This is a genomic window from Thermostichus sp. MS-CIW-36 (assembly GCF_054059035.1).
Genome location: NZ_JBSSBR010000026.1, coordinates 17,121 through 41,122, shown reverse-complemented (window position 1 = coordinate 41,122; position 24,002 = coordinate 17,121). Strand labels below are relative to the sequence as shown.

Here is a 24,002-nt window from a genome sequence, read left to right as displayed (position 1 = left end):
AGACTTTTGACCAGCAAACCTATATGGAGGAGGGCTTTCCTCCCGACACCAAGCCTGCGGCTATGGTGCGGGCCTCCAGCCCGAAAATTTGGTGAAGCCAAGATGGACGTGATCCCAGATGAACCGATTGTGATTGCCAGCCTGCTGAGCCTGGCTTTGCTGGGGATCTTGATTCTGAACTTGGCAGGGCGTGGGTCTGGGGATGCAGATTAAAAGGTTGACAAGCTTACTTATCTTTCTTTAAGATTAGGATCGCCTTGTCGGAGAGCGCCCCCATCGTCTAGAGGCCTAGGACACATCCCTTTCACGGATGCGACAGGGGTTCGAATCCCCTTGGGGGTATTGCGTAAGAGCCATGAGAGACTGAGCCCGTCGACACGGGATCCCTGGCAGCGGCGACACCTTACTCAGACTTTACTCAGAGAGGCTTTGCCGCCACAAACCACTCCAGATACAAGCTGGGAGAGCGGGTCATCTGGGATCCCCATACAAGCGGCATGGGCAGCCAGCCAACTGCCACTCCGTCGAGGGGGATCCCTATTCCACCCTTACTCCTCAACAGGGGAAAAATCTCCAAAGCAGCGGCCTAGAAGGTTAGGCTTAGTTGTCCAATCGGCTACGGCTTGGGTTTGAGCAGACCTAGGGCCTGCCAGGATCAGGTGCTGGCCACCAGAGCTTCAGCCGGCGTGGCGGCGACCAACAGCTCATCTTTGATAAGCTCTGCCAGCTCCTGCAGTTGGCGAATCGCCTCTGCCCCTTCCAATTTCATAAGCTCCCGGTCATCCCGCATTTCTGTCCAGCTAATGGAGCATTCGGAAACCAAAAAGCGGATTAGGTGCCCCTCTCGTAAACTGACCATAAACGAGGCACTCTCGAAAGACGTACCACAGGTGTAGCAAGAGGCTGGGTAGCCCCGCTTCTCCAAAACGATGGCCAGAGCCTGCAAACTCATCACCAGATCTTGAACATAGCTGCGGTATTGTTCCGCCAACCGTGTGAACATCACACTCCTCCCTAACGGATTGGCACTTTTGGGGCTTAGCCTAGCTGCAAATGACCTAACTAGTAATTTATGCTTAGGGCTAGGATTACATCTATCATAACAATCGACAACCCCTCAAGGAAGTGGTTAAGGCCACAGAGTAGGCGAAGTCTACTTCAGTGAAATGTAGTATTCAACACTTCTCTTAACAGGGACATCAAAATTTACCTCGAGTCAATGCTCTTATCTATCGGGATCCTCACCCAGTGCTTGGCCCAGTCTTTTCTCAAAATGGCTCAGGGCTGCTCGTGTCAGCAGGACAGTTGCCTCAAAGCTTTCTCTTGCAAGGGTCTCACCGATCGCGAAGTAAGACGCGGTCTTTTGACAAGAGACCGGCGGGAGTGTCAAGTGGGCCAAGGCTTGCAGACGAATGCAGATCAAGGTGGGTTCCCGCCCGATTATGCTGAGAAAATTCTCGGCATGGACAATTGAGAAGGAACGGCTCGATGCTGACACCTGTTGATCTGGAAAAACGAGTGGCTTATTTGCAGAGTCCCCAAGCCATTCGGGATCGCTGTCAGTTGCTATTTGAAAGGGTTTTGGCCGATGAATCAGAGCACTTTCGCCTCGACCTGAATCGGATGGGATCCGTAGCCGACTATGTGATCACCACAATGCGGGCCCATTATCCCAACGGGGAAATTCCCTTCCACAGCCGCTGGCAACATTTTCAGGTGGGATCCGGGGAGCGCCTAACCCGTCTGGAAAATCGACTTAAAGACATGGATCCGCTGGAGCGGCTGCGATGCAAGTGGGATCTCGCCATCGTCAGCGTGTTGCTGGACGCAGGGGCAGGCTCTGCCTGGAAGTACCGGGATCCAGAAAGTCAGACGGTGGTGGGTCGTTCCGAAGGTTTGGCCTTGGCCAGTTTCGACTGGTTCTGGCAAGGTGGGTTTTCCAGCGATCCCCAGCAGCCTCTGCAGGTGGATGCGGCGGGCCTGGAGCGGATCACCTTGGCGGATTTGGCAGCAGCTTTCCAGGTGGGGCCGGAAAATCCTTTACTGGGACTGGAGGGGCGCTGGCAACTGCTGCAAAGGTTGGCACAAACTTTGCGGGCTCAACCTCATTACTTTGGATCCGGTCACAATCTTCCCCGTCCTGGCCGGTTGTGGGAAGCAATCCAACCCGAGGATCCCAGCCGTGGGATCAAAGCAGCACAGGTCTTCCAGGCAGTTCAGAGGGGGTTTAGCTCCATTTGGCCTGGGCGAGTCTCGCTGGCCGGGATCCCTCTGGGGGATGTCTGGCCCTATCCCCACCTGCCCCAAACGGAGCCGGGGAGCCATTGGGTGCCTTTTCACAAGTTGTCCCAATGGATGACCTATTCCCTGCTGGAGCCGTTGCAGCAGGAGGGGATCCCAATCGGGGGTTTGGATGAGCTGACGGGTTTGGCGGAGTATCGCAACGGGGGGCTGTTTGTGGATTTGGGGGTGATCCAGCTCAAGCAGCCGGAGATTGGGCAGCAACCGCATCCCCCAGATTCGACGGTGATTGTGGAGTGGCGAGCCCTGACGGTGATTTTGCTGGATCAAGTTGCCTCCTTAATCCGGGAAAGGCTTGGCTGCTCTGCCCAGGAGTTGCCCCTGGTGAAAATACTGCAAGGGGGAACCTGGACGGCAGGGCGGCAAATCGCTGCCCAGCTTAGGCCAGATGCTTCTCCTCCCATCCAACTGCTCAGCGATGGCACGGTGTTCTAAGAGGGGATGGGCAGGCCCCGAGTAATCCTTATGAAACTTCGCAGCAGCCGCATGGCCAGGTCGGGACGGGATCCCCAGTGCAGATGCAGGTACGAAGCGTGAAGACGCTCGGTGGCCCATCCTTCCTGTTGAGGCTGGGCGGGGGATCCCCAGCTGTAGATTGGGCTGGGGGAGATGGGGGTGCTGCGGGAGCGGTGAAATTCATGCCCGCGCAGGCGATCCCCGGCTGGGGCCAGCAGGGTTGGGCGCAAAACCGCAGCTTCGCGGTAGCCCAAACATAGCCGGTTGGCCATGTCTACTGTGATGGGCAACAGCCCGGCCATCGGGTAGGTCTTTCCCTGAAAATCGGTAAGGGATTGGCCCAGCACCATCAGTCCGCCGCACTCGGCGTAGAGGGGTGGGTGGGTGGGCGGGGGAGGTTGTTGGTTAATTCTCTCAGATAGAGGTGCTGCAAACAATTCCGGGAACCCTCCCCCCAGCAGCACGCCGTCGCAGGGCTCCGGTGGCCATAGCCCCACCTGGAGGGGGGAATACTCCAGCAGCTCGGCTCCACAGGCCCGCAACAGATCCAAGTTGTCGGCGTAGTAGAAGTTAAAGGCGTGGTCTTGGGCCACCGCCACCCGTACCTGTTCGCAGCGGCGGGGCGGAGTCCTTTCGGTGAGAGGGGGGATCCCTGGCCACAGCTCTCCTACCGCTGGAGGAAGCCTCCGAATGAGGGGCAATAGGCTATCCCAATTGACGTGTTGCTCGGCCAGCTCGGCCCAGGCAGCTTGCCAGTGGGGGAAGTGATCCAGTTCTGAGACAGGCACCAACCCCAGGTGTCGGCTGGGCAACCGCAAATCCTCCCGCCGGGGAAACTGGCCCAAGACCGGGATCCCCGCTGCAGCCGCTGCCTGCTGCAAGATTTGTCCATGCCGCTCCGAGGCCACCCGGTTGAAAATCACCCCAGCAATGGAGAGGCGGGGATCCCAGCGGCTCAAGCCGTAGAGCAAAGCGGCCACCGTCGTTCCCATGCCGCTGCCATCGATCACCAGCACCACAGGGATCCCGAGCAGGCGGGCCACATGGGCGCTGCTGGCAAAAAAAGGCTCCGTTCCGCCCTCGGGGAGGGGCAGGGATCCCGGCGCTCGTCCATCGAAGAGGCCCATTACCCCCTCCACAATGGCTCCATCCTTGCCCTGGCAATGGTGGCGAAAGCAGCGCTGCACAAAGTCCTCGTCGGTCAAGAAGGGATCCAAAGTGCGACAGGGGATCCCGCTCACCGCCGTGTGAAACAGAGGATCAATGTAATCCGGCCCCACCTTGAAAGGTTGGATGCGCAGGCCCCGTCGCCTCAGAGCGGCCAACAGAGCCAGAGTGATGGTGGTTTTGCCGCTGCCGCTTGCTGCCGCCGCCAGCAGAATGGCCATCTTTCCTGCCCAAGGGTTAGAACTCGATGCCGATTTGCGCCTTGATCCCCTGGTCACGGAAGGGATGCTTGACCAAAGTCATCTCCGTCACCAGATCGGCTCGGTCGATCAACGCTGCCGGCGCGCCCCGCCCCGTCAAGATCAGGTGAACCCGCTCCGGTTTCTCCGCTAGCCCGGCCAACACCCTGTCCGGCGAGAGATATCCCAACTTGAGGGCGACATTGATCTCATCCAGAAGCACCAACTGAAACTCCCCGCTGGTGAACAGCTCCCGCCCCTTTTCCCAGGCCGCCTGTGCATGGGCGATGTCTCGCTCCCGGTCTTGGGTTTCCCAGGTAAAGCCCTCTCCCATGGCGTAAAAAGCTATTTTCCCCAGGCCCAGCTCTGGATGCTCGGCCAATTTCCGCAATAGCTTGGCTTCTCCTGGATCCCAGGCCCCCTTGATAAATTGCACCACCCCCACCGACAATCCCTGGCCGAGGGCGCGGAAGATCATGCCAAAGGCAGCCGTGGTCTTGCCCTTGCCCTGCCCCGTGTGCACGATGATCAAGCCCTTGTCATCTCGCATGCCCGACAGACGCTGCCGCTGGATCTGCTGGCGTTTTTGCATTCTTTGGCGATGCCGCCAGTTTGGGTCAGCCTCTGTGCCCGGTGAGCTATCGCAAGCAGCCTCAAGTTCTGTTGTCGAGGGGGGTTGGGATCCGGAAGCCGGTGCAGGCAAGCCAGACAGGGCGGGTTGGGCCATAATCAAAAGGAATCGAGATTCGCCACACAGGCTGAGGGGAACTGCACCACTGGCGCGACCGTCGGGGCAAACCCAAGTTCCCCACAGCAGACCGCCCCCATCCTAATCCCTCATCTGGTTGCATTGGCTGGGATCATGAGAGCATGACTCTAGTCAATAATAAGCTCAACTATACTGAAAATAATGTATAATATGTTCAGTACGAATTACTACCAGTTGATCTTTCTGTTTACTTTCGAGTCTGCCAACATGGTAGCCAAAGCAAAGCAGAAAATTGGTAGTAAGACGACACGGAAACTGCGCTTTGGGTATTCTACTCAAAGCTTTGCGGGATACCGCCATTCTGTTTGGACTCCGTCCCGCTAACGCGAATGGAAACAAACAGAATGCTATCGCTGCATAGTTGAACAGTGATGTTCAGCAGTGTTCAGCGTAAATGTATCAGAACCGGCTGCTGCTTTCCGAGATAGCCTGCTAATGTACTGCTTCATCTGGGCAGTGCTGGCAATAGGGTGTTTTCAAGTCTTGCCCCGCATCCAAGTCGTATCTGCCGCCGAGTTGCAACCGTGGCTAGCGCCCAGCTACTTTGCAGGTCTGGGGGGATCCCTATTGGCAGCCTTGGGATCCCTGTTGGCCATCTCAGCCGAAACGACGCCAAATCCTGCCGACAAAAAGCATCTGCACCGCTTGGCTTGGGGATTGGGGACAGTTGGCTTTCTCGGCGTTCTCTCCCCCCTGGGCTTGGCCGGCGCATTCTTTCTCAAAGCCGCTCAGGGGACAGACTGGTGGCAGGGTCTGTTTGGCTGAAGCCGCCCACAGCTTATTTTTTTGACAAATGGGCGGAGGTTGGGGGTACTATAGGGACAAGTTCCGTTCTTTATCCAGAGCAGACTGAGGGACCAGGCCCAATGAAGCTGCGGCAACCCGGCGGAAGCCTCCGCTACGGTGCCAATTCCTGCGGTTAGTCAGTAACCGAAAGATAAAGGCAATAAAGTTTTCTCTAGAGGATAGCCCTCTTTGGCGGGGGACTTTTCTGGCAACTTTATCCTTTAGCAGCTCCCATAGCTCTGGTCGCGGCAGCGGGGCAAGGCCTTCGCGGCAGTGCTGGTGCGTCAGCGGTGCAGAACGCTTGCTGGTTGCTGGGCCTTTCCTCTGGCTGAGTTGGGGCTGGTGCGGAGCACCTGGGGATCCCTGGTTGGCTCTTTCTCCGACGGATAATGAACGAGCGGGTGAGCCTTGTTTTTTGTTCAGGTTCTCAGTTCTAGCTTTTAAGGAGAAGGTTCGTTGTCCAAGTCGTTTTTGTTTTCCTCGGAGTCGGTGACAGAAGGGCACCCCGACAAAATCTGCGATCAGATCTCCGATGCCATCGTGGATGCCCTCTTGACGGCGGATCCCCTCAGTCGGGTGGCCGCCGAGGTGGTGGTCAATACGGGCCTGGTTTTGTTGACCGGGGAGATTACCTCACAAGCGCAGGTCAACTTCACCCGTCTGGTGCGGGACAAAGTGGCCGAAATTGGCTATACCGATGCCAAGAATGGGTTTTGTGCAGAAAGCTGCGCGGTGTTGGTGGCTTTCGATGAGCAATCTCCCGATATTGCCCAAGGGGTGAATGTGGCCCTGGAAAGTCGCGGCTCCCAGGAAGATCAATTCGACTTGGTCGGGGCCGGGGATCAGGGGTTGATGTTTGGCTTTGCCTGCGATGAAACTCCTGAGTTAATGCCCTTGCCCATTAGCTTGGCCCACCGCCTCAGCCGCCAGTTGGCCACAGTTCGCAAAAACGGCACCCTGCCCTATCTGCGCCCGGATGGCAAAACGCAGGTGACTGTGGCCTATGAGGAAGGTCGCCCGGTGGGCATTCACACCCTGCTCATCTCCACCCAGCACACACCCACGATTGGCGCCATTACGGAAGAGGCGGCGGTGCAAGAGCGGATCCGCGCCGATCTCTGGGAGGCAGTGGTCACGCCGGTGTTTGCCGAGCTGCCCATCAAGCCGGATAGCCACACCCGCTTCCTCACCAATCCCACCGGCAAGTTTGTCATCGGCGGCCCTCAGGGAGATGCGGGCCTGACCGGACGCAAGATCATCGTCGATACCTACGGCGGCTATTCTCGCCATGGGGGCGGGGCCTTCTCCGGCAAGGATCCCACCAAGGTGGATCGCAGCGCTGCCTATGCGGCTCGTTACGTGGCCAAGAACATCGTGGCAGCTGGCTTGGCGCAAAAATGTGAAGTGCAGGTGAGCTACGCCATTGGGGTAGCCCGCCCCATCAACATTTTGGTGGAAACCTTTGGCACAGGGCGCATCCCCGACGAAGAGCTGTTGCGGCTGGTGCAGCGCCACTTCGATCTGAGGCCGGCAGCCATTTTGGCCCAGTTCCAACTGCGGGAGCTGCCCCGCCAACGGGGGGGACGCTTCTACCAAAATGTAGCGGTCTATGGTCACTTCGGGCAAACTCACCTGGATCTGCCCTGGGAGCGCACCGATAAAGCCGCTCTGCTGCGGGAGGAGGCTCTTGCCAAGGCGACTGCCCTCTTGGCCTAAGAGGGGATCACTAAGACGGCCTGCTGCCTCAATGCTTGCCCTGGTGCAGTTGCTTAACCAGGTGGGGTAGCTCCGGCAGGATCAGGCTGCGCATAGCCAGTTGCACGGCTGCTGGGGAGCCAGGCATGGAAAAGATCAAGCACTTTCCGTGGATCCCGGCGATGGCCCGAGAGGCGATGGCCCGACTGCCGACCTGGGCGTAGCTGAGCTGACGGAAGATCTCGCCAAAACCGGGCAAGGTTTTCTCTAAGAGAGCCTCAATGGCGTCATAGGTGGTGTCGCGGGGGGCGATGCCTGTGCCGCCATTCAACAGGATCACCGGCAGGGATCCGGCCCAATCCTGAACCTGCTCTCGAATGAGCTGCGGTTCATCTCGGAGAATGCAATACCTCTCCACCCGGTGGCCGGATTCCTGGAGGGCTGTGCAGATGAACTGGCCGCTGTGGTCGGTTTCAGGGGTGCGCGTGTCGCTGACGGTGATCACCCCACAGGGCAAGGAGGCAATGTGCTCTGCACCGCTGTCGCGATCAAGGGGAAAGGTCATGGCGGGGATCCCTGAGGAAAAGGTGGCAAACCCATCAAGACTGTCCCTGAGGAGGCTCGGCAGGAGTTGGCGGGTCAACGACCATCTGCGGAATCTCCGGGAATGTGCTCTGCACCTCTGTCGCGAACGATGAGGACTCTGTCCCACCGGCACGAGGGGACTGGGCGAGCAGGCGGCGCAGCTTGGGGGGAAGCTCCTGCAACTGCTCCAACAACAAGTTTAGAGATATGGCCGGTTCTCGGGAAAACAGGGATCCTGCGAGGGGTACCGGCGGCAACGGAGAACAGGCAAGGGCAGCCGAAGCCAAAGAGCGGATCAGCTCCTGCTGCTCCTGCCAAAGGAACTGGCCGATTTCTGGGGGAAAGGTAAGATGAGGAGAGCCGCGACGCTGCCAAAGGCGGAGAAGCTGCTCCACAGAGGTGGCCTTGTACCGCCCCTGGTAGAGGGCTTCCAGCAAAGCCACCGGGATCCAACGGGCCGGGAACGACTGATCCCAGCGCTCCACCCAAACCTGGCCGGGTTGACCTTCCAGTTCAAACCCATAGTGCTCCAGAAAGGTGGCAGGATCCATCAAACCACCCTGGCCCAATGAAACTTAACCCCAAGCTAACCCAGAGGGACTGACGAGAAATCAGGCTCCTCTTTCCGGGATCCCTGAGGAAACTCTGGCTCAAGAATACCTCAACTGGCTTTCTGTGAAGCTCCTATGAAGGGAAAGCTTGGGAAGGTCGTGTTCTCCCTCAATGGGCTCCGCACCGCTGACGCGAACGGCGCAAACACCACACGGCTCCAGGTACGTCGGCTTCCCCCTCTCGTCTTAGGGTGAAGTTTTGGTGGTAGACGGGATCCAACCCTGCTTGTTCTGCCTGCTGCAGCACGTAAGATGGGGAGTGGGCAAAGCGCCCCGTCGTGGATCCCAGCTCGTAGCCGGGGGCGGATCCCACCTCGACGGTAAAGGCCAAAAGCCCGCCGGCATTCAACACCCGAGCGCAGGCAGGAAAGACCTGGGCCAGATCCCCCAGGTAGATGAACACATCTGCCGCCAGGATCAAGTCGTAGCGTTCTGAGGTCTGGTGCAGCAGCTCCAGCAAGTCCCCCTGAACCAGGTGGTCGTAAATGCCCTTGTGTTGGGCGATTTCCAGCATGCGGGCAGAGAGATCCACGCCCCACAACTGCTTGACATAGGGGCGCACCTGGGCTCCTGCCAAGCCCGTACCACAGCCCAAGTCCAGCGCCCGCTCAAACTGAGGAGGCGATCCCTGCGCTGCTGCCACCGCCAGGATCCCTTGCCGCAAAGCCTCTGGTCCCTGGTAGTTCAACTTCTCCAACAAATGCTGCTCGAACCGAGGTGCATATTCGTCGAACAGGCGGCTGACCCAAGCCGGAGGCGTTCTGTCGGGCAGGGGCAGCTCCCCCAGAATGGCCAGCATGTAGCGGGCATCGCTGTGTTCAGGCTGCAAGGAGAGCGCCCGCCGAAACCAGGGACTGGCCGCCTCTGGTTGTCCCTGCTTCCAGAAGCACATGCCGATTTGATAGGGGATATCCGCTTCCTGCTGGGATCCCTGCCAAGCCTGCAAGTAGTGGGCCACCGCCGCCACGAATTCTCCCCGCATCTGCAGCAGATCGGCCAACCCCACCCGTGCCATCAGCAGTTGCGGATCCCGGTTCAGGGCTTGCTCAAACAACAATTGCGCCTGCTTTTTCTCCCCCATCTGCCGCAACACCCTCCCCAGCAGCGCATGAACCTCAGCGGCTAAGCTGGCCGGCGCAGCAGGTGGACAGCTCACAATGGCCTGCTGGTAGTGCAGCATGGCGGCGGGGTAGCGACCGGCTCCTTCCTCGATTTGTCCCAACAGAGCGTGGGCCTGAACCCAGGCGATGGCTGCTTCGGGATCAGACAGGTCGGCGGCATTCGAATGGGATCCCCGCTGGGCAGTCCCAACAGGAGCTGAGCCGGCACCCGAGAGGAGCTGCTCACAAATTTGCCGACAACGGGCCCAGTCACCTTGCCGGAAATGGACTGCCGCCTGACGGATCTGTTTTGAGAGGGACGGCTGCGCCGCTTTTCCAAAACCTTTGCCTTTGACCATTCCTGCGGTGCATCCCCCGATTTCTTGGGGGCCTGAGTTGCCAGCACCCTTTCAGGATAGGGCCTCTCTCAGCCGACGGCTGCCATGGCTTTCAGGCCCTTCAAAATCAGGTAGTCCAAAATGCTGGTGTTCTCCTCGCCGCGGTAGTTAAAATTGGAGCGCACCAACCACAGCCCCTTCTGAGTGCGGCAACAGAGGTTCAACAGCGTGCGGGCCAAAATGCGTTGACGCGCCTGTAAATCCCGCCCTGCATCGAAAACCTCCCCGTCCCACTCCGGCGTCAGCACACGGCTATTGTAGAGCACATGCCACAAAGAGCGGGACCAACTGGGGCTGGTGATATCAAACCAAAATTGGTAATCGGCCTCCAAACCCCGATTGATATAGGCCACCGGAGTTGCAACTACCAAGTAGCGGGAATAATCGGGTTCGAAGCGGCTGCTGCTGGGGGTTTGTCCCGAGCGGATCATGGCCAAAAAGGCGGGATCCCCTTCGGCAGGGAAGGCCTGACGAAACCGTTGTGCCGCTTCCATCAATACGCGCAGCAGCTCTTGATCCTGAGGGGAAGCAATCACCGAGGCCAAGTGATCGGCAAAAAACTGCTGGAAGAAAGCGGCCAATGAAGGGCCGGGACGATAGCCGCGCAGCCAATCGAACAGTCGCTGGTAGCGCTCCAGGTTGGCAAACCCCACCCGCTCCGGCTGCCGTACTGCTGTTCGGGGACGCAGAGAACGCCCCACCGGATCCCAGGTATCTTCGGCCAACAGAGCCGCCCGGATGGGATCCAGCCCCAGCACCCAGCTCAACATCAGCCGCCAAGCCGGCAAAGTAGGAAAAGCGCCCCACTCAGGGTGAGCCAATTCTGCTGCCGTCAGCACCGCCCGCACCAAAGGATAGCGGATCAAGGCCGGGAAGGGGGCAATCGGCAAAACCGGCACTTCCGACAACTGCTCCTGCAAGCTCAGGCTCACCCCCACATCCATACGGGGCAGCAAAACAGCAATGCGATGGGCCGGGATCCCGGCCCCCAAAAGCCGGCGAATTTGAGCAACCATCACCTCCACTGCCGCAAACTGGGTCTCTTCCTCCAGCGTTTGCACCAGCGGCAGTCCTCCCCCCTGCGGCTCGGGCAGCGGATGAGAAAACTGGGGATCCAACACCCGCGCAATCTGCACCCCTAAGCGGATCATGCCTGCTGAAGCGCGATGGCTCCCCTCCAGAAACCGAACCTGCGTTTTTGCCATCAAGAAGTCAGCTAATGCCTCTGGGATCCCGGTCAAGGAAACCCCACCACCAAGGGTGTAGCTGAAAAATTGACTTTGCAGATGGGATTGCCCCTGCCGGTAAAACTCCAGCGCCACGGCACAACTGTCTTCCGCCTGATCCACAATCAGGTGATCCCACTCTTGCCAAAACTCCGCCAGCGGCAGGATGTGCTCGCCAAACAGCCGAATTTGCAGGCCAAAATCCAGGGATCCCAACCGAAGCGCTGCCTCCCACAGCCGCCCCACACAGCAGCCCATTGCCTGCAAAGCCTCTGCCCGCCGTGGATCTGCCTCCTCGGGCCAAGCCCGGGCCAGCCGGGATCCCACCACCTCTGCCGGCAAACCCGAAGCCCCCGCAATATAAGCAGCACTGCTGATCTGATCCCAGATCTGGAACTCCTTGAGCCCGACCCCGGCAAAGGCTTCCCCATGCCGAGGGCACAAAGCGCAGGCTCGTTCGCAGAGAAATTGAGTGAGATCTTTGGCCAAGGGGATCGGCTCAAACTGAGGAGGCAACTGAGGAAGGCGGGCACACACCTGCGGCCAATGATCGGCCAGAGAGCGCCCAACCCGCTGCAAGAACGTCTCGATCCGCCACGGCCCCACCAAGCCCGAACTGGACTGCTGCAAGCGCCGCAACACCTCATCCGCTTGCCGTTGACTCCGCACCAAAAACAAGACCCGGCCCGGATCGGATCCCGCCTGCAACAATCTCCGATAGTGATCTACACAAGCCTGGGTCAGCCCACTGCCTGCCCAGCCCATCACACTTTTGAAGGGAGATGGCTTCCCCCGCCAATGGCTCTTTTCTTCCGCCTGAGCTGCTCTCGCCATTGCTGGCCTCCCCAACCAACCCATTTTCTCGGCAAAAGTCTGGACAAACGGGCCTTCGCTTCATTATGATCGTTTTCTGTTGCCAGCTAAGCCCATCCGCTTTGGCGACCTGGTGCGCTGCTACCCCAGATACTGCCCCTTTGCAGGCAAGTCTGAGCAGCTCTTAGCAAAAGCAGTTTGGCGTGTAACTTTGGGGTGAACTAGGCGAGAGGATCAGCGTTGCCGATGCTGATCTTAGGCTCTGGGGACAGGGATCCCTGATTCTCCCTGCCTCGCTTTTTCGCCTGAGTTGGCAGACTCAGCCTTGTTCTGAGCTTTCTGCTGCCACGCTATTGCTGTATGCCTATCTATCCGGCTGACTGAGCCATTGGCCTACAGCCCGCTTCGCGAAAGGTCGGCTGATTGTCGGAGTGAGTCGGCTCTGAATTGATGAAAGCGAGTCGTGCAGGCTCGATTGGAGGTTCTTGTGGCACTTGGCATCCTTGGAAGAAAAGTCGGCATGACCCAGATCTTCTCACCAGAGGGGCTGGCCATTCCGGTTACCGTCGTACAGGCGGGGCCTTGCACCGTGACCCAGATCAAAACCCAGGCCACAGACGGCTACAACGCCATTCAGTTGGGCTACTTGCCCACCACTGAAAAGCATCTCACGCGGGCGCAGCGGGGCCACCTCACCAAAGCGGGGGTGACAGAGCTGCTGCGCCACCTGCGGGAGTTCCGGGTTGACCAGCCAGAAGCCTACCAGTTGGGGCAGAAAATTACCGTCGAGATGTTCTCCCCTGGCCAATTGGTGGATGTGGCCGGTACCTCCATCGGGCGAGGGTTTGCCGGCTATCAAAAGCGCCACCACTTTGGTCGTGGCCCCATGTCCCACGGCTCCAAAAACCACCGCCGACCGGGCTCCATTGGCGCCGGTACAACCCCAGGCCGCGTGTTTCCGGGGATGCGCATGGCGGGGCGGTTGGGAGGTGGCCGAGTCACCACCCGCAAATTGCAGTTGGTGCAGGTGGATCCAGAGCGGGATCTGCTGGTGATCAAGGGTTGCGTGCCCGGGGTAGAAGGAGGGCTGCTGGAGATCACCCCTGCCAAGCAGGTGGGCAACAAGCGCTAAGGAGGGATCCCTGGCAAAGGCTGACCCGCATCCGCAAAGACGAGGGAACCATGGCAAGTTGTGTGGTGAAAAATTGGCAAGGGGAAACGGTGGGCAGCGCGGAGCTGAGCCTTAAAGTTGCTCGTCCCGAAACAGCCGCCCACATCCTCTATCTGGCACTGCGCCGGCAGATGACCAATGCTCGTCAGGGCAACGCCCACACCAAGACCCGAGCTGAGGTGCGCGGCGGCGGTCGCAAGCCTTGGAAGCAGAAAGGCACCGGTCGGGCCCGTGCCGGCTCCATCCGCTCCCCACTTTGGCGCAAAGGGGGGGTGATCTTCGGCCCCCGCAAGCGGGAATACAACCTGGCCATGAACCGCAAAGAACGGCAACTGGCCCTGCGCACCGCTCTGCAAAGTCGGGTGGAAGACCTGATCGTCGTGGAGGATTTCCAGGAGCAGCTCAACCCGCCCAAAACCCGTGCTGTGGCCCAGGCTTTGCTGCGCTGGGGGGTGATGGAAGATCAATCGGCTCTGCTCATCGTTGCCGAACGCTCGGAAGCCGTAGAGCGGGCCGTGCGCAACATCGCCCGCGTTAAGCTGATCGGCCTGGATCAGATCAACGTTTTCGATCTGCTCAACGTCGATTGGGTGCTGATCACCGTTTCTGCCCTAGAGCAGCTCAAGGCCCGTTGGGGATCCGATGCTGCGCCGGCAGTTCTGGAGACTCCCTCTGAGGATGCACCTCAGGCCGACATAGCCGAAGATCAGGCCCTGCCCGGAGATGGGCCGGAAGATCAGGCCGTTCCAGAAAGCGAACACGAGGAAGCAGAGCAAACCCCAGCCCAACCTGAGGCCCAGGAAAACCAAGCTGCCCTCCAAGGACGTCCAGCAGATCCGCAGGGGCCAGAAGAGCAAACCGAAGAGCCCCAAGATCCAGCAGAAGAACTGGCTCAAGGAGCAGAGCCGTCAACGGTAGAAGAGGCCGAAGCAGCCCCAGCAGAGGAGGAAAGCGATGACTGAGAGCAAGCGGATCCTGGCCGACGTCCTGTTGCGCCCCGTCATCACCGAAAAGGCAACCGCCTTGATGGAGCAGCGCAAATATGTCTTTGAAGTGCTGCCCACCGCCACCAAGCCGCTCATCCGAGCTGCCGTCGAAGAAATGTTCCGCGTGCGAGTTACTTCCGTCAACACCCTGAAGCTCCCGCGCAAGCAACGGCGGGTGGGCCGCTTTGTGGGCTACCGCACCCGTCCCAAGCGAGCCATCGTGACCTTGGCGGAGGGAGATTCCATCACCCTCTTCCCGGACACCTGAACGCCCCTTTTGAGCTGTTGTTGTCCCGTCCCCCACCCCTACCTGAGCCATGGGCATTCGTACTCTCCGACCCTACACCCCCAGCACCCGTCACATGACGGTCTCTGACTTCGAGGAGCTGTCCCGTGACGAGAACGGCAAGCGGCCCAGACCGGAAAAGTCGCTGCTGCAATTTATTCACCGCAAGAAAGGGCGCAACAACCGTGGCGTCATCACCTGCCGGCACCGCGGTGGTGGCCACAAGCGGCTTTACCGCATCATCGACTTCCGTCGCGACAAGCGGGGGATCCCGGCGACCGTCAAAACTGTGGAGTACGATCCCAACCGTAGCGCCCACATCTGCCTGGTGGAATACGAAGACGGCGAGAAACGCTACATCCTCGCTCCCCGCAACCTACAGGTGGGAGCCACCATCATGGCCGGGCCAGAGGCCCCCTTTGAGATCGGCAATGCCATGCCCCTGGAGCGGATCCCCTTGGGAACGGTGGTTCACAATGTGGAGCTGTATCCCGGTCGCGGCGGGCAGATCGTTCGCGCCGCCGGGGCTGGCGCTCAAGTGGTGGCCAGAGAAGGCAAATATGTCTCCCTCAAGCTGCCCTCCGGCGAAGTCCGCATGATCCGCGGCGAGTGCTACGCCACCATCGGCCAACTGGGCAACGTTGACCACAACAACATCAGCCTGGGCAAGGCGGGTCGTAGCCGTTGGTTGGGGCGCCGTCCCAAGGTGCGTGGCTCGGTGATGAACCCTGTGGATCATCCCCATGGCGGCGGGGAAGGGCGAGCCCCCATAGGCCGCAGTACCCCTGTCACCCCTTGGGGCAAGCCCACCCTGGGGTACAAGACCCGCAAACGCAACAAGCCCAGCAACAAATTCATCGTGCGCGGTCGCCGTCGCGGAGGCCGCCGGGACAAGGGCGGAAGGGCTGCTCAGTAGCCGCTGGCCATTCGCTCCCCGAAGCTTTTTCGACAGTGAATTGCTTATCAAACGGTTGAGGTTCTTATGGGACGTTCGCTGAAAAAAGGCCCCTTTGTGGATGCCAAGCTGCTTCTCAAGGTGGAGAAGATGAACGAGCGCAACGAGAAGCACATGATCAAGACCTGGTCGCGGGCCAGCACCATCTTGCCGGTCATGATCGGTCACACCATCGCCGTTCACAACGGCAAGCAACATGTGCCCATCTACATCACTGACCAGATGGTGGGTCACAAGCTGGGGGAATTTGTCCCCACCCGTACCTTCCGTGGCCACGCGGGTAGCGACAAAAAAGCCGCCCGCCGTTGAGATAAACAACGAGTAGGACAGTATTGAGCAGGAGGGAGAGCGCCATGGCTGATTCATCCCCTGAGGTTAAAGCGGTAGCCCGCTACATCCGCATGTCCCCCTTCAAAGTGCGGCGGGTGCTGGATCAGATCCGCGGGCGCACCTATGCCGATGCCCTCATCCTGCTGGAGTTCATGCCCTACGCTGCCTGTGAGCCGGTTCGTAAGGTGCTGCGCTCAGCGGTGGCCAACGCAGAGCACAACAACGGCCTGGATCCCCGGGATCTGGTGATCAGCCAGGCCTATGCTGATCAGGGGCCCGTCCTGAAACGGTTTCGCCCCCGCGCCCAAGGGCGGGCCTACCCCATTCGCAAGCGCACCTGTCACATCACCATCGCCGTCCGGCCCATAGAGGAAGCTGAAGCGGCGACGGCCTCTTAACCTCCCGTATTTCTAGCCCTTTACCCTTCAACCGACACCACCATGGGACAGAAGATCCACCCCACCGGTTTCCGCCTCGGCGTGATTAAGGAGCATCGCAGCCGCTGGTTTGCCGATCCGGCCCGCTATCCAGCCCTGTTACAGGAGGATGATCAGATTCGCACCTACCTGACCCAGCAATTGAGCAGTGCTGGCTTGGCCGATATCCAAATTGAACGCAAAGCAGATCAAATTGACCTAGAGATCCGCGCTGCTCGCCCTGGGGTGGTCGTGGGTCGGGGCGGATCCGGCCTAGAGACTTTGCGCCAAGGTCTACAGAAAGAGCTGTCCGCGCTAGCGGGACAAAGCCCTGGTTCACGAGGTGGTGGCGAGCGAACCATTCGCATCAATGTAGTAGAGGTCACCCGTGCCGACGCCGAAGCGACCTTGCTGGCGGAAAATATCGCCCAACAGTTGGAACGGCGGATTGCTTTTCGCCGCATCGTGCGCCAGGTGATCCAACGGGCCCAGCGGGCAGGCGTACAAGGGATCAAAATCCAAATTGCCGGGCGTCTGAACGGGGCCGAGATTGCCCGCACCGAATGGACGCGGGAGGGGCGGATCCCTTTGCATACTTTGCGGGCCGACATCGACTACGCCGAGCACCTCGCCCACACCACTTTCGGCATCATCGGGGTCAAGGTCTGGGTCTTCAAAGGGGAAGTTCTGCCCGGGCAGGAACGCCACGAACAGAAGTTTCCCCTGCAACAGCCCAAACGTCGGCAGCAGCGGCGGCGGCCCACCTTTGAAGATCGCTCGGCTCAGGAGGCCTGAGGGCCAACACCGGAACGTCCAGGGATCCCTATCGCAGTTGACTTAAGGAACGGCCATGTTAAGCCCCAAACGCACCAAATACCGCAAGCAGCAGCGCGGGCGCATGAAAGGCAAAGCGACCCGTGGCAACCGCATCAACTTTGGGGAATACGGCCTTGTGGCCCTAGAACCCGCCTGGATTACAGCTCGACAGATCGAAGCCAGCCGTCGGGCCATGACCCGCTACGTCCGGCGGGGCGGCCAAATCTGGATCCGCATCTTTCCCGACAAGCCCGTTACTCAGCGAGCTGCTGAAACCCGCATGGGATCCGGTAAAGGCAACCCTGAGTACTGGGTTTGCGTCGTCAAGCCAGGCCGTATCCTCTTCGAAATGGGGGGAGTGGCAGAGCCCATCGCCCGCGAGGCCATGCGCCTTGCCGCTCAGAAGCTGCCCATTAAGGTCAAGTTTGTAACCAAAGCCGACTTTGAAAAGCCAGAGCCCGCCCAGGCAACGGCTTCAGAGGTGGCCACCAGCAGCGTATGAGGAGAGTCCAGCCATGCCCATGCCCAAAATCGCCGATGCCCGTGCCCTATCGGACGAAGAGCTGAGCAACGAAATCTACGCCGTCAAGAAAGAGCTGTTTGAGCTGCGTTTGCAGCAGGCCACGCGGCAGTTGAACCAGCCCCATCTCATCCGGCTGCGCAAACACAAGCTGGCGCAACTACTAACTGTGGAGGGAGAGCGTAAGCGGGGCAAACGCCCAACCCAGGAGGAGTAATGGCTGTTCGGGAGAAGATTGGCATTGTTGTCAGCAACAAGATGCAAAAAACGGTGGTTGTCGCCGTAGAAAATCGGGTTGCTCACCCGAAGTACGGCAAGATCGTCGTCAAGACCAAGAAGTTTAAGGCCCACGACGAGGAAAACCGCTGTCAAGAAGGGGATCTGGTGCGCATCACGGAAACCCGTCCCCTCAGCCGCACCAAGCGTTGGCAAGTTGCCGAAATCCTGAGGGAGGTGAAGAAACTATGATTCAGCAGCAAACTATGCTGACGGTGGCCGACAACACCGGTGCTCGCAAGATGATGTGTATTCGCGTGCTGGGCAGCAGTGGCCGTCGCTACGCCAGCTTGGGCGATGTGATCATCGGCGTCGTCAAGGATGCCCTGCCCAACATGCCCGTCAAAAAATCCGATGTTGTCAAGGCCGTTGTTATCCGCACCGTCGATACGGTACGTCGCCCTGACGGCATGTGCATCCGCTTCGACGACAACGCCGCCGTGATCATCAACAATGATGGCAATCCCCGTGGAACTCGTGTTTTCGGCCCTGTAGCCCGCGAGCTGCGGGAGAAAAACTTCACCAAGATCATCTCCCTGGCCCCGGAGGTACTCTGATGGTTCGCCCCCTCAAACCCAGCCAAATTCAGCGCCTAGTTCGGCGCCCCGGCATTCGCAAGCACCGCAACAGCCTGCGCTACAAAATGCGTATCAAGCAAGGGGATACCGTGCAGGTGATCTCCGGCGATGACAAAGGCAAAATCGGCGAGGTGCTGCGCGTTTTTCCCGAACGCAACATGGTTTTGGTGGAAGGGGTTAACATTGTTACCTACCACCGCAAACCTCAGCGAGAAGGGGAAAGTGGCCGAATTGAGACCAAGGAAGCTCCCATTCCCGTCTGCAAAGTGATGGCCTATTCCAAGAAGCAGGAGGTGGCCAGCCGTATCGGCTATCAAATCACCGCCGATGGTCGCAAGGTTCGCGTCCTTAAGAAAACGGGTGAGATTCTCGACTAGGCATTACATTCTTTTTTCCATCATTGGTTTGGCTCTGACCCAGCCCAGAGCCGCAAGGAGAAGCCACCATGCCCCAACGTCTGCAAATCCTCTACAACACCGTCATCGTCCCCAAGCTGCAAAAGGAGTTGGGCTACACCAACATCCACCAGGTGCCCCGCCTGGAGAAGATCGTGATCAACCGCGGCTTGGGGGAAGCTTCCCAAAATGCCAAGGCTCTGGAATCTTCCATTGCCGAGATCAGCGCCATCACCGGTCAGCGTCCGGTGATCACCCGCGCCAAAAAGGCAATTGCCAGCTTCAAGATTCGCAAGGGCATGCCGGTTGGCCTGATGGTAACCCTACGGCGGGAGCGCATGTATGCGTTTTTGGATCGCCTGATCAACATTGCTCTGCCCCGTATCCGTGACTTCCGCGGCGTCAGCCCCAAAGCCTTTGATGGACGAGGCAACTACACCCTGGGCATCCGCGAACAACTGATTTTTCCCGAAATCAACTATGACTCTGTAGATCAGTTGCGAGGTATGGATATTTCAATTGTGACCACTGCTAAAACCGATGAAGAGGGCCGTGCCCTGCTCAAAGCCTTTGGCATGCCCTTTGCCTCTTAGCTTTGCCCACCCTGAGTTTCCTTGATTGATCTTCCGAGGAGCACTGATGGCCCACACCAACGACACGATCGCCGATATGCTCACCCGCATTCGCAATGCCACCATGGCTCGGCACGAGTCGGTGGCAGTTCCGGCCACCCGCATGACCCGCAGCATCGCTCGCGTTCTTCATGAGGAAGGGTTCGTCAGCGAATGGAAGGAGGAGGGAGAAGGGATCCAAGCCCGGGTGGTGTTGCGATTGAAGTACAAGGGCAAAGGCCGCAACTGCAGGCCCATCATCAATGGCTTAAAGCGGGTGAGCCGACCCGGCCTGCGGGTTTACCGCAACCACAAAGAGCTGCCCCGAGTGCTGGGAGGAATTGGGATCGCCATCATCTCCACCTCCAACGGCATCATGACCGACCGGGAGGCTCGTAAGCAGGGCATTGGTGGTGAAGTCCTCTGTCTTGTCTACTAGACCTTAAGTTTTCTCTGGTCAGGAGTTTTTCCCATGTCCCGTATCGGTAGACGCCCCATCGCCCTTCCTGCCAAGGTGGAGATCCAGATCGACGGCCAACACATTGCAGTGAAAGGCCCGAAAGGTCAACTGTCCCGCAGTTTGCCGCCCTTGATCACAGTCCAGCAAAACGCTCAGATGCTCACGGTCAGCCGTCTCAACGATTCTCGGCCTGCCCGCCAACTGCACGGCCTCTGCCGCACCTTGGTCGCCAACATGGTAGACGGAGTGTCCAAGGGATTTGAGCGGCGGCTGGAATTGGTGGGCGTGGGCTACCGGGCTGCCATCCAAGGCAGCAAGTTGGTTTTGAACGTCGGCTACAGTCACCCTGTGGAGATCCCCTTTCCCCCCGGCATCCAAATTGCCGTTGAGGGAAACAACATCATTGTTGTCTCAGGCACAGATAAAGAACTGGTGGGCAATACTGCCGCCCGCATCCGAGCGGTCCGGCCTCCGGAGCCCTACAAGGGGAAAGGGATCCGTTATCTAGGGGAACAAGTTCGCCGCAAGGCGGGTAAATCCGGGAAAGCGAAGAAGTAAATAGCCCATTGCGAAAGCGGGACGGAGTCCTATGAAAACCAGCCGCAAAATCACCACCCAACGTCGTCATCGACGCATTCGCCGCAAGGTCTTTGGCACTGCCGAGCGGCCTCGCCTGGCCGTGTTTCGCTCCCATCGACACATCTACGCCCAGGTGATCGACGATGTAGCCCAGCATACCTTAACCTCCGCCTCCACCTTGGACACGGAGCTGCGCGAAAAATTCAAAGAAACCGGGACAGCCACTCAAGAAGCGGCTGCCTTGGTGGGCCGCTCAGTTGCTGAACGAGCCTTACAGATGGGCATTTCCCGCGTGGTTTTCGATCGGGGGGGCAAGCTCTATCACGGGCGCGTTCAGGCTTTGGCAGAAGCTGCCCGAGAAGCAGGGTTACAGTTCTAGCTACTGAGGACATAGCACATGGCTGAGCAGAGGGAACGTCGCAGAAGCAAAAAAAACCGCGAAGAGCAACCCACCGAGTGGCAAGAGCGGGTCATCCAGATTCGGCGCGTCACCAAGGTGGTCAAGGGCGGCAAGAAGTTGAGCTTCCGCGCTGTGGTGGTGGTCGGCAACGAGCGCGGCCAAGTCGGGGTTGGCGTAGGCAAAGCCAACGATGTGATCGGAGCAGTGCGCAAGGGAGTTGTGGACGGTAAAAAACACCTGATTGAGGTGCCCCTCACCAAAGGTTTGTCCGTACCCCATCCCATGCAGGGGGCAGGCGGCGGTGCCACTGTCTTGGTCATGCCAGCAGCTCCTGGCACAGGAGTCATTGCAGGGGGGGCAGTCCGCACCGTTCTGGAGCTGGCGGGTGTACGCAACAGCTTGGCCAAGCAACTGGGATCCAGCAACCCCCTCAACAATGCCCGTGCTACCATCGATGCGCTGCGGCGGATGCGTACCTTCAAGCAGGTGGCCCAAGACCGAGACATCGATGTGCGCCGCCTACTTGGCAAGTGATGGACAGGTATATCGAGCAAGTGAGCCAGAGGTAGCCATGCGACTGGAAGACATTCGGCCTCAAGCAGGTTCGACGCGGCGGCGGCGGCGCCTAGGTCGTGGCGTCTCTGCTGGACAGGGAGCCTCCTGTGGCAAGGGGATGCGGGGGCAAAAGGCCCGCAAGGGGGGCAGTACACGGCCCGGCTTTGAAGGGGGGCAGACTCCCCTCTACCGGCGTTTGCCCAAGCTTAAGCATTTCCCCCGCTACACGCGGCGTCTGGAATACACCCTGGTCAACCTGCGCGCCTTGGCGGATCTGCCTGCCGGCAGCGAGGTCAGCCTGGAAAGCCTGATGGAACGAGGGCTCGTCACCACCAACGATGGCCCGCTGAAGATCTTGGGGGATGGGGAAGTCAGCGTGCCCCTGACGATCAGGGCGGCGGCCATTACTGCTTCAGCCAAAGCCAAGGTCGAGGCAGCCGGAGGTCGGGTGGAGATTTTGGGATCCTAAACCCCTTCTTCCCGTTGCTCTGGCCGGCTTCTGCCGGGTGGCGCTGAGTTGCACTTTTTTGATTTTGCTTTGATTTTGCCGACTGCTCCACCAGCAGCGTAGAGTGGTAGATAGCTAACCTTGCCCTTTGCTCCCGCGAGATTCTCTTCCCTATGGTTGACACACGAGGTTCCGCCCCCTCTGCCCAAGAGACCTTTATGCAGATGGCTATGGCCTCTGGCCTGCGCAGCCGTCTGTTTCTCACCTTGGGCTTGCTGCTGTTGGTCAGACTGGGCATTTACATCCCCATTCCCAGTATCGATCGGGCCCGCTTTGCTGCCGAAGCTGCCAACAGCCCTGTGTTTGGCTTGCTGGATGTCTTCTCCGGCGGGGGGATTTCTGCTTTGGGAATTTTCGCCCTTGGGATCCTGCCCTTCATCAATGCCTCAATTATCATGCAGTTGCTGGTCTCGGCCATTCCAGCCTTGGAGAACCTGCAGAAAAACGAGGGAGAACAGGGGCGGCGGCAGATTTCTCAATACACCCGCTATGTCACCTTGGGCTGGGCCATTATCCAGGGCATTGGCATTTCCTTTTGGGTGCGGGAGTTTGCCAGTACCACCAATGAGTTGGCCTTCATGGCATCCACCACCTTGGCTCTGGCGGCAGGATCCATGTTTGTGATGTGGCTGGGAGAGATGATCACGGAGAAAGGGGTGGGAAGTGGCCCTTCGCTCTTGATCTTCGTCAACATTGTTGCCACTCTGCCCCGTGCCCTCGGACAGACTATTAGCCTGGCCCGTGCCGATAGCAGCACCATCGGTGGCATCTTGCTGTTGCTGGCAATCTTTTTGGTCACCATTGTCGGCATTGTCTTTGTCCAAGAAGGCAGCCGCAAGATCCCTATCGTCTACGCCAAGCGCCAGGTGGGCAACAAGCTGTTCCGCGAGCAGAAAAGCTATCTGCCCCTGAGGCTAAACCAAGGGGGGGTGATGCCGATCATCTTCGCCTACTCGGTGATGTCTCTGCCTTTGGCCTTGGCCCAGTACACCCAAAACCTGACCTTGGTGCAGGTGGCCAACTTCCTATCCCCCACCTCCTGGTTCTACATTCCCTTCTATTTCGTGCTGATCCTCTTCTTCAGCTACTTCTACGCCTCTTTGCTCATCAACCCGGTGGATCTGGCTCAAAACTTGAAGAAGATGGGGGCCAGCATTCCAGGGGTACGCCCGGGCAAGGCCACTGCCGAGTATGTCGAAGGGATCCTCAACCGCCTGACGCTGCTGGGGGCTTTGTTCCTGTGCGCGGTGGCCATCATCCCGACGACGGTGGAACGGGCAACCGGCATCACCACTTTCCAAGGTTTGGGGGCGACCTCGCTACTGATTTTGGTGGGGGTGGCGATCGAGACCTCCAAGCAGATCCAGACTTATGTCATCTCACAACGCTACGAAGGGATGGTCAAACAGTAGTGCCGAGGTTGATCTTTCTGGGGCCGCCGGGGGCGGGCAAAGGTACACAGGCGGAGCGGCTGGCGGCCATTTACCACACGCCCAAAATTTCCACAGGCGATCTGTTGCGGGCCGAGGTGAAAGCCCAAACGCCCCTGGGGTGCCAGGCCAAGGTTTACATGGATGCGGGAGAGCTGGTGCCCGACGAGGTGCTGATCGGAATGGTGAAGGGGCAGTTGCAGCAGTCTCCGGAGCAGGGTTGGATCCTGGATGGATTTCCTCGCACCTTAGCCCAGGCAGAGGCCTTGGAAGAGCTGCTGCAAGAGCTGGGCCAAGATTACGACTACGTCCTCAACTTGGAGGTGCCGGATGAGGTGGTGGTGGCCCGGCTGCTGGCCCGGGGCAAGGAACAGGGGCGCAGCGATGATGCGGATCGGTCGGTGATTCTCAAGCGTCTGGAGGTCTATCGGCAGCAGACGGCTCCCCTAATTGATTTTTATGAGGCCAAGGGGCGCTTGCAGCGGGTCAACGGCAACCAGCCGATGGAATCCGTACAGGAACATCTGCAGGCTCTTTTGGAAGGCTTCAGGAGGACGGCGTGATCAGAGCAGGAGCTGGAAATC

General features: G+C 59.1%; 30 protein-coding genes, 1 tRNA gene and 1 riboswitch. Of the genes, 24 read left to right on the top strand and 7 right to left on the bottom strand.

Annotation, left to right across the window (positions count from 1 at the left end; translation table 11 throughout):
• Positions 1-269: 269 nt before the first annotated feature.
• Positions 270-342, top strand: a tRNA-Glu gene (locus ACVWVQ_RS11145).
• A gap of 313 nt (positions 343-655) precedes the next feature.
• Here the strand turns inward: ACVWVQ_RS11145 and ACVWVQ_RS11140 are convergent.
• Positions 656-1,003 carry a DUF1815 family protein gene (locus ACVWVQ_RS11140; protein ID WP_011434143.1) on the bottom strand — a complete coding sequence of 116 codons (348 nt, stop codon included), beginning with the start codon at positions 1,001-1,003 and terminating at the stop codon, positions 656-658.
• A 485-nt stretch (positions 1,004-1,488) separates the two neighbouring features.
• On the opposite strand from ACVWVQ_RS11140, the gene ACVWVQ_RS11135 reads away from it, so the two are divergent.
• Positions 1,489-2,736, top strand: coding sequence for a URC4/urg3 family protein (locus tag ACVWVQ_RS11135; RefSeq protein ID WP_457508464.1), 1,248 nt, complete (start codon positions 1,489-1,491; stop codon positions 2,734-2,736).
• Here the strand turns inward: ACVWVQ_RS11135 and ACVWVQ_RS11130 are convergent.
• Both ACVWVQ_RS11130 and cobO read right to left on the bottom strand, forming a co-directional pair.
• A complete protein-coding gene (locus ACVWVQ_RS11130; protein WP_457508462.1) occupies positions 2,733-4,145 on the bottom strand; it encodes a cobyrinate a,c-diamide synthase in 1,413 nt (470 codons plus the stop codon). The genes ACVWVQ_RS11135 and ACVWVQ_RS11130 overlap by 4 nt on opposite strands.
• 16 nt (positions 4,146-4,161) lie before the next feature.
• Entirely contained in the window at positions 4,162-4,755 is a 594-nt protein-coding gene (cobO, locus tag ACVWVQ_RS11125) for a cob(I)yrinic acid a,c-diamide adenosyltransferase (RefSeq protein WP_049749600.1), read from the bottom strand.
• A 612-nt stretch (positions 4,756-5,367) separates the two neighbouring features.
• On the opposite strand from cobO, the gene ACVWVQ_RS11120 reads away from it, so the two are divergent.
• The gene (locus tag ACVWVQ_RS11120) at positions 5,368-5,697 is read left to right on the top strand and encodes a hypothetical protein (protein WP_414380886.1); all 330 of its coding nucleotides are present in this window, start codon (positions 5,368-5,370) and stop codon (positions 5,695-5,697) included.
• Positions 5,698-5,764: 67 nt separating this feature from the next.
• Positions 5,765-5,876, top strand: a riboswitch (SAM riboswitch).
• 298 nt (positions 5,877-6,174) lie between these two features.
• A complete protein-coding gene (metK, locus tag ACVWVQ_RS11115) occupies positions 6,175-7,434 on the top strand; it encodes a methionine adenosyltransferase (protein ID WP_414349600.1) in 1,260 nt (419 codons plus the stop codon).
• A gap of 28 nt (positions 7,435-7,462) precedes the next feature.
• On the opposite strand, the gene ACVWVQ_RS11110 is transcribed toward metK, so the two are convergent.
• The 4 genes from ACVWVQ_RS11110 to ACVWVQ_RS11095 all read right to left on the bottom strand — a co-directional run bounded on the left by ACVWVQ_RS11110 (position 7,463) and on the right by ACVWVQ_RS11095 (position 12,167).
• Positions 7,463-7,978, bottom strand: coding sequence for a MogA/MoaB family molybdenum cofactor biosynthesis protein (locus tag ACVWVQ_RS11110; protein WP_414374546.1), 516 nt, complete (start codon positions 7,976-7,978; stop codon positions 7,463-7,465).
• A gap of 34 nt (positions 7,979-8,012) precedes the next feature.
• Positions 8,013-8,549: a hypothetical protein gene (locus ACVWVQ_RS11105; protein ID WP_414355955.1), complete on the bottom strand. Its 537-nt coding sequence runs from the start codon at positions 8,547-8,549 to the stop codon at positions 8,013-8,015.
• A gap of 169 nt (positions 8,550-8,718) precedes the next feature.
• Entirely contained in the window at positions 8,719-10,068 is a 1,350-nt protein-coding gene (locus tag ACVWVQ_RS11100) for a methyltransferase domain-containing protein (RefSeq protein WP_414355954.1), read from the bottom strand.
• Positions 10,069-10,136: 68 nt separating this feature from the next.
• Positions 10,137-12,167 (bottom strand): hypothetical protein, encoded by a 2,031-nt coding sequence (locus tag ACVWVQ_RS11095; protein WP_457508459.1) that lies wholly within the window; start codon positions 12,165-12,167, stop codon positions 10,137-10,139.
• 466 nt (positions 12,168-12,633) lie between these two features.
• On the opposite strand from ACVWVQ_RS11095, the gene rplC reads away from it, so the two are divergent.
• From rplC to ACVWVQ_RS10995, 20 genes are all read left to right on the top strand, one after another.
• Entirely contained in the window at positions 12,634-13,278 is a 645-nt protein-coding gene (rplC, locus tag ACVWVQ_RS11090; RefSeq protein WP_414349597.1) for a 50S ribosomal protein L3, read from the top strand.
• 50 nt (positions 13,279-13,328) lie between these two features.
• Positions 13,329-14,279 (top strand): 50S ribosomal protein L4, encoded by a 951-nt coding sequence (gene rplD / locus ACVWVQ_RS11085; protein ID WP_457387573.1) that lies wholly within the window; start codon positions 13,329-13,331, stop codon positions 14,277-14,279.
• Entirely contained in the window at positions 14,272-14,571 is a 300-nt protein-coding gene (locus ACVWVQ_RS11080; protein ID WP_414330452.1) for a 50S ribosomal protein L23, read from the top strand. The genes rplD and ACVWVQ_RS11080 overlap by 8 nt, the downstream gene beginning before the upstream one ends.
• 49 nt (positions 14,572-14,620) lie before the next feature.
• On the top strand, positions 14,621-15,505 hold the full coding sequence (gene rplB, locus ACVWVQ_RS11075; protein ID WP_414374544.1) for a 50S ribosomal protein L2: 885 nt from the start codon (positions 14,621-14,623) through the stop codon (positions 15,503-15,505).
• Positions 15,506-15,571: 66 nt separating this feature from the next.
• On the top strand, positions 15,572-15,853 hold the full coding sequence (rpsS, locus tag ACVWVQ_RS11070) for a 30S ribosomal protein S19 (protein WP_414331934.1): 282 nt from the start codon (positions 15,572-15,574) through the stop codon (positions 15,851-15,853).
• 44 nt (positions 15,854-15,897) lie between these two features.
• Positions 15,898-16,272 carry a 50S ribosomal protein L22 gene (rplV, locus tag ACVWVQ_RS11065; protein WP_011434157.1) on the top strand — a complete coding sequence of 125 codons (375 nt, stop codon included), beginning with the start codon at positions 15,898-15,900 and terminating at the stop codon, positions 16,270-16,272.
• Positions 16,273-16,314: 42 nt separating this feature from the next.
• On the top strand, positions 16,315-17,085 hold the full coding sequence (gene rpsC / locus ACVWVQ_RS11060) for a 30S ribosomal protein S3 (RefSeq protein ID WP_457393083.1): 771 nt from the start codon (positions 16,315-16,317) through the stop codon (positions 17,083-17,085).
• A 55-nt stretch (positions 17,086-17,140) separates the two neighbouring features.
• Positions 17,141-17,608, top strand: coding sequence for a 50S ribosomal protein L16 (gene rplP, locus ACVWVQ_RS11055; protein WP_011434159.1), 468 nt, complete (start codon positions 17,141-17,143; stop codon positions 17,606-17,608).
• Between the two features lie 13 nt (positions 17,609-17,621).
• A complete protein-coding gene (gene rpmC, locus ACVWVQ_RS11050; RefSeq protein ID WP_414389718.1) occupies positions 17,622-17,843 on the top strand; it encodes a 50S ribosomal protein L29 in 222 nt (73 codons plus the stop codon).
• Positions 17,843-18,094, top strand: a complete 252-nt coding sequence (gene rpsQ, locus ACVWVQ_RS11045; protein ID WP_011434161.1) for a 30S ribosomal protein S17 — start codon at positions 17,843-17,845, stop codon at positions 18,092-18,094. Before rpmC ends, rpsQ begins: the two co-directional genes overlap by 1 nt.
• A complete protein-coding gene (gene rplN / locus ACVWVQ_RS11040; RefSeq protein ID WP_011434162.1) occupies positions 18,091-18,459 on the top strand; it encodes a 50S ribosomal protein L14 in 369 nt (122 codons plus the stop codon). Before rpsQ ends, rplN begins: the two co-directional genes overlap by 4 nt.
• The gene (rplX, locus tag ACVWVQ_RS11035; RefSeq protein ID WP_414389715.1) at positions 18,459-18,857 is read left to right on the top strand and encodes a 50S ribosomal protein L24; all 399 of its coding nucleotides are present in this window, start codon (positions 18,459-18,461) and stop codon (positions 18,855-18,857) included. Before rplN ends, rplX begins: the two co-directional genes overlap by 1 nt.
• A 68-nt stretch (positions 18,858-18,925) precedes the next feature.
• Entirely contained in the window at positions 18,926-19,468 is a 543-nt protein-coding gene (gene rplE, locus ACVWVQ_RS11030; protein WP_414355946.1) for a 50S ribosomal protein L5, read from the top strand.
• Positions 19,469-19,514: 46 nt separating this feature from the next.
• Positions 19,515-19,925 carry a 30S ribosomal protein S8 gene (rpsH, locus tag ACVWVQ_RS11025; RefSeq protein WP_011434165.1) on the top strand — a complete coding sequence of 137 codons (411 nt, stop codon included), beginning with the start codon at positions 19,515-19,517 and terminating at the stop codon, positions 19,923-19,925.
• A 33-nt stretch (positions 19,926-19,958) separates the two neighbouring features.
• On the top strand, positions 19,959-20,504 hold the full coding sequence (rplF, locus tag ACVWVQ_RS11020; protein ID WP_011434166.1) for a 50S ribosomal protein L6: 546 nt from the start codon (positions 19,959-19,961) through the stop codon (positions 20,502-20,504).
• A 31-nt stretch (positions 20,505-20,535) separates the two neighbouring features.
• Positions 20,536-20,904 carry a 50S ribosomal protein L18 gene (gene rplR, locus ACVWVQ_RS11015; RefSeq protein WP_414349593.1) on the top strand — a complete coding sequence of 123 codons (369 nt, stop codon included), beginning with the start codon at positions 20,536-20,538 and terminating at the stop codon, positions 20,902-20,904.
• 18 nt (positions 20,905-20,922) lie between these two features.
• Positions 20,923-21,459, top strand: coding sequence for a 30S ribosomal protein S5 (gene rpsE / locus ACVWVQ_RS11010; protein ID WP_011434168.1), 537 nt, complete (start codon positions 20,923-20,925; stop codon positions 21,457-21,459).
• Positions 21,460-21,496: 37 nt separating this feature from the next.
• Positions 21,497-21,949 carry a 50S ribosomal protein L15 gene (rplO, locus tag ACVWVQ_RS11005; RefSeq protein ID WP_457508456.1) on the top strand — a complete coding sequence of 151 codons (453 nt, stop codon included), beginning with the start codon at positions 21,497-21,499 and terminating at the stop codon, positions 21,947-21,949.
• A 152-nt stretch (positions 21,950-22,101) separates the two neighbouring features.
• Positions 22,102-23,400: a preprotein translocase subunit SecY gene (gene secY, locus ACVWVQ_RS11000; RefSeq protein WP_414417376.1), complete on the top strand. Its 1,299-nt coding sequence runs from the start codon at positions 22,102-22,104 to the stop codon at positions 23,398-23,400.
• Positions 23,400-23,981, top strand: coding sequence for an adenylate kinase (locus tag ACVWVQ_RS10995; protein WP_011434171.1), 582 nt, complete (start codon positions 23,400-23,402; stop codon positions 23,979-23,981). Before secY ends, ACVWVQ_RS10995 begins: the two co-directional genes overlap by 1 nt.
• Positions 23,982-24,002: the final 21 nt, after the last annotated feature.

Bases quoted from the DNA above. Each gene is read 5' to 3' on its own strand.
- rplP (WP_011434159.1), top strand. From the start codon at position 17,141: ATGTTAAGCCCCAAACGCACCAAATACCGCAAGCAGCAGCGCGGGCGC.
- rplN (WP_011434162.1), top strand. From the start codon at position 18,091: ATGATTCAGCAGCAAACTATGCTGACGGTGGCCGACAACACCGGTGCT.
- rpsE (WP_011434168.1), top strand. From the start codon at position 20,923: ATGGCTGAGCAGAGGGAACGTCGCAGAAGCAAAAAAAACCGCGAAGAG.
- rplD (WP_457387573.1), top strand. From the start codon at position 13,329: ATGGCAAGTTGTGTGGTGAAAAATTGGCAAGGGGAAACGGTGGGCAGC.
- rplX (WP_414389715.1), top strand. From the start codon at position 18,459: ATGGTTCGCCCCCTCAAACCCAGCCAAATTCAGCGCCTAGTTCGGCGC.
- ACVWVQ_RS11135 (WP_457508464.1), top strand. From the start codon at position 1,489: ATGCTGACACCTGTTGATCTGGAAAAACGAGTGGCTTATTTGCAGAGT.
- rplO (WP_457508456.1), top strand. From the start codon at position 21,497: ATGCGACTGGAAGACATTCGGCCTCAAGCAGGTTCGACGCGGCGGCGG.
- secY (WP_414417376.1), top strand. From the start codon at position 22,102: ATGGTTGACACACGAGGTTCCGCCCCCTCTGCCCAAGAGACCTTTATG.
- rplF (WP_011434166.1), top strand. From the start codon at position 19,959: ATGTCCCGTATCGGTAGACGCCCCATCGCCCTTCCTGCCAAGGTGGAG.
- rpsS (WP_414331934.1), top strand. From the start codon at position 15,572: ATGGGACGTTCGCTGAAAAAAGGCCCCTTTGTGGATGCCAAGCTGCTT.
- ACVWVQ_RS11105 (WP_414355955.1), bottom strand. From the start codon at position 8,549: ATGGATCCTGCCACCTTTCTGGAGCACTATGGGTTTGAACTGGAAGGT.
- rpsQ (WP_011434161.1), top strand. From the start codon at position 17,843: ATGGCTGTTCGGGAGAAGATTGGCATTGTTGTCAGCAACAAGATGCAA.
- rplV (WP_011434157.1), top strand. From the start codon at position 15,898: ATGGCTGATTCATCCCCTGAGGTTAAAGCGGTAGCCCGCTACATCCGC.
- ACVWVQ_RS11130 (WP_457508462.1), bottom strand. From the start codon at position 4,145: ATGGCCATTCTGCTGGCGGCGGCAGCAAGCGGCAGCGGCAAAACCACC.
- ACVWVQ_RS11100 (WP_414355954.1), bottom strand. From the start codon at position 10,068: ATGGTCAAAGGCAAAGGTTTTGGAAAAGCGGCGCAGCCGTCCCTCTCA.
- rplR (WP_414349593.1), top strand. From the start codon at position 20,536: ATGAAAACCAGCCGCAAAATCACCACCCAACGTCGTCATCGACGCATT.
- ACVWVQ_RS11080 (WP_414330452.1), top strand. From the start codon at position 14,272: ATGACTGAGAGCAAGCGGATCCTGGCCGACGTCCTGTTGCGCCCCGTC.
- rpsH (WP_011434165.1), top strand. From the start codon at position 19,515: ATGGCCCACACCAACGACACGATCGCCGATATGCTCACCCGCATTCGC.
- rpsC (WP_457393083.1), top strand. From the start codon at position 16,315: ATGGGACAGAAGATCCACCCCACCGGTTTCCGCCTCGGCGTGATTAAG.
- ACVWVQ_RS11140 (WP_011434143.1), bottom strand. From the start codon at position 1,003: ATGTTCACACGGTTGGCGGAACAATACCGCAGCTATGTTCAAGATCTG.
- cobO (WP_049749600.1), bottom strand. From the start codon at position 4,755: ATGCAAAAACGCCAGCAGATCCAGCGGCAGCGTCTGTCGGGCATGCGA.
- ACVWVQ_RS11110 (WP_414374546.1), bottom strand. From the start codon at position 7,978: ATGACCTTTCCCCTTGATCGCGACAGCGGTGCAGAGCACATTGCCTCC.
- rplB (WP_414374544.1), top strand. From the start codon at position 14,621: ATGGGCATTCGTACTCTCCGACCCTACACCCCCAGCACCCGTCACATG.
- rplE (WP_414355946.1), top strand. From the start codon at position 18,926: ATGCCCCAACGTCTGCAAATCCTCTACAACACCGTCATCGTCCCCAAG.
- ACVWVQ_RS11095 (WP_457508459.1), bottom strand. From the start codon at position 12,167: ATGGCGAGAGCAGCTCAGGCGGAAGAAAAGAGCCATTGGCGGGGGAAG.
- rpmC (WP_414389718.1), top strand. From the start codon at position 17,622: ATGCCCATGCCCAAAATCGCCGATGCCCGTGCCCTATCGGACGAAGAG.
- ACVWVQ_RS11120 (WP_414380886.1), top strand. From the start codon at position 5,368: ATGTACTGCTTCATCTGGGCAGTGCTGGCAATAGGGTGTTTTCAAGTC.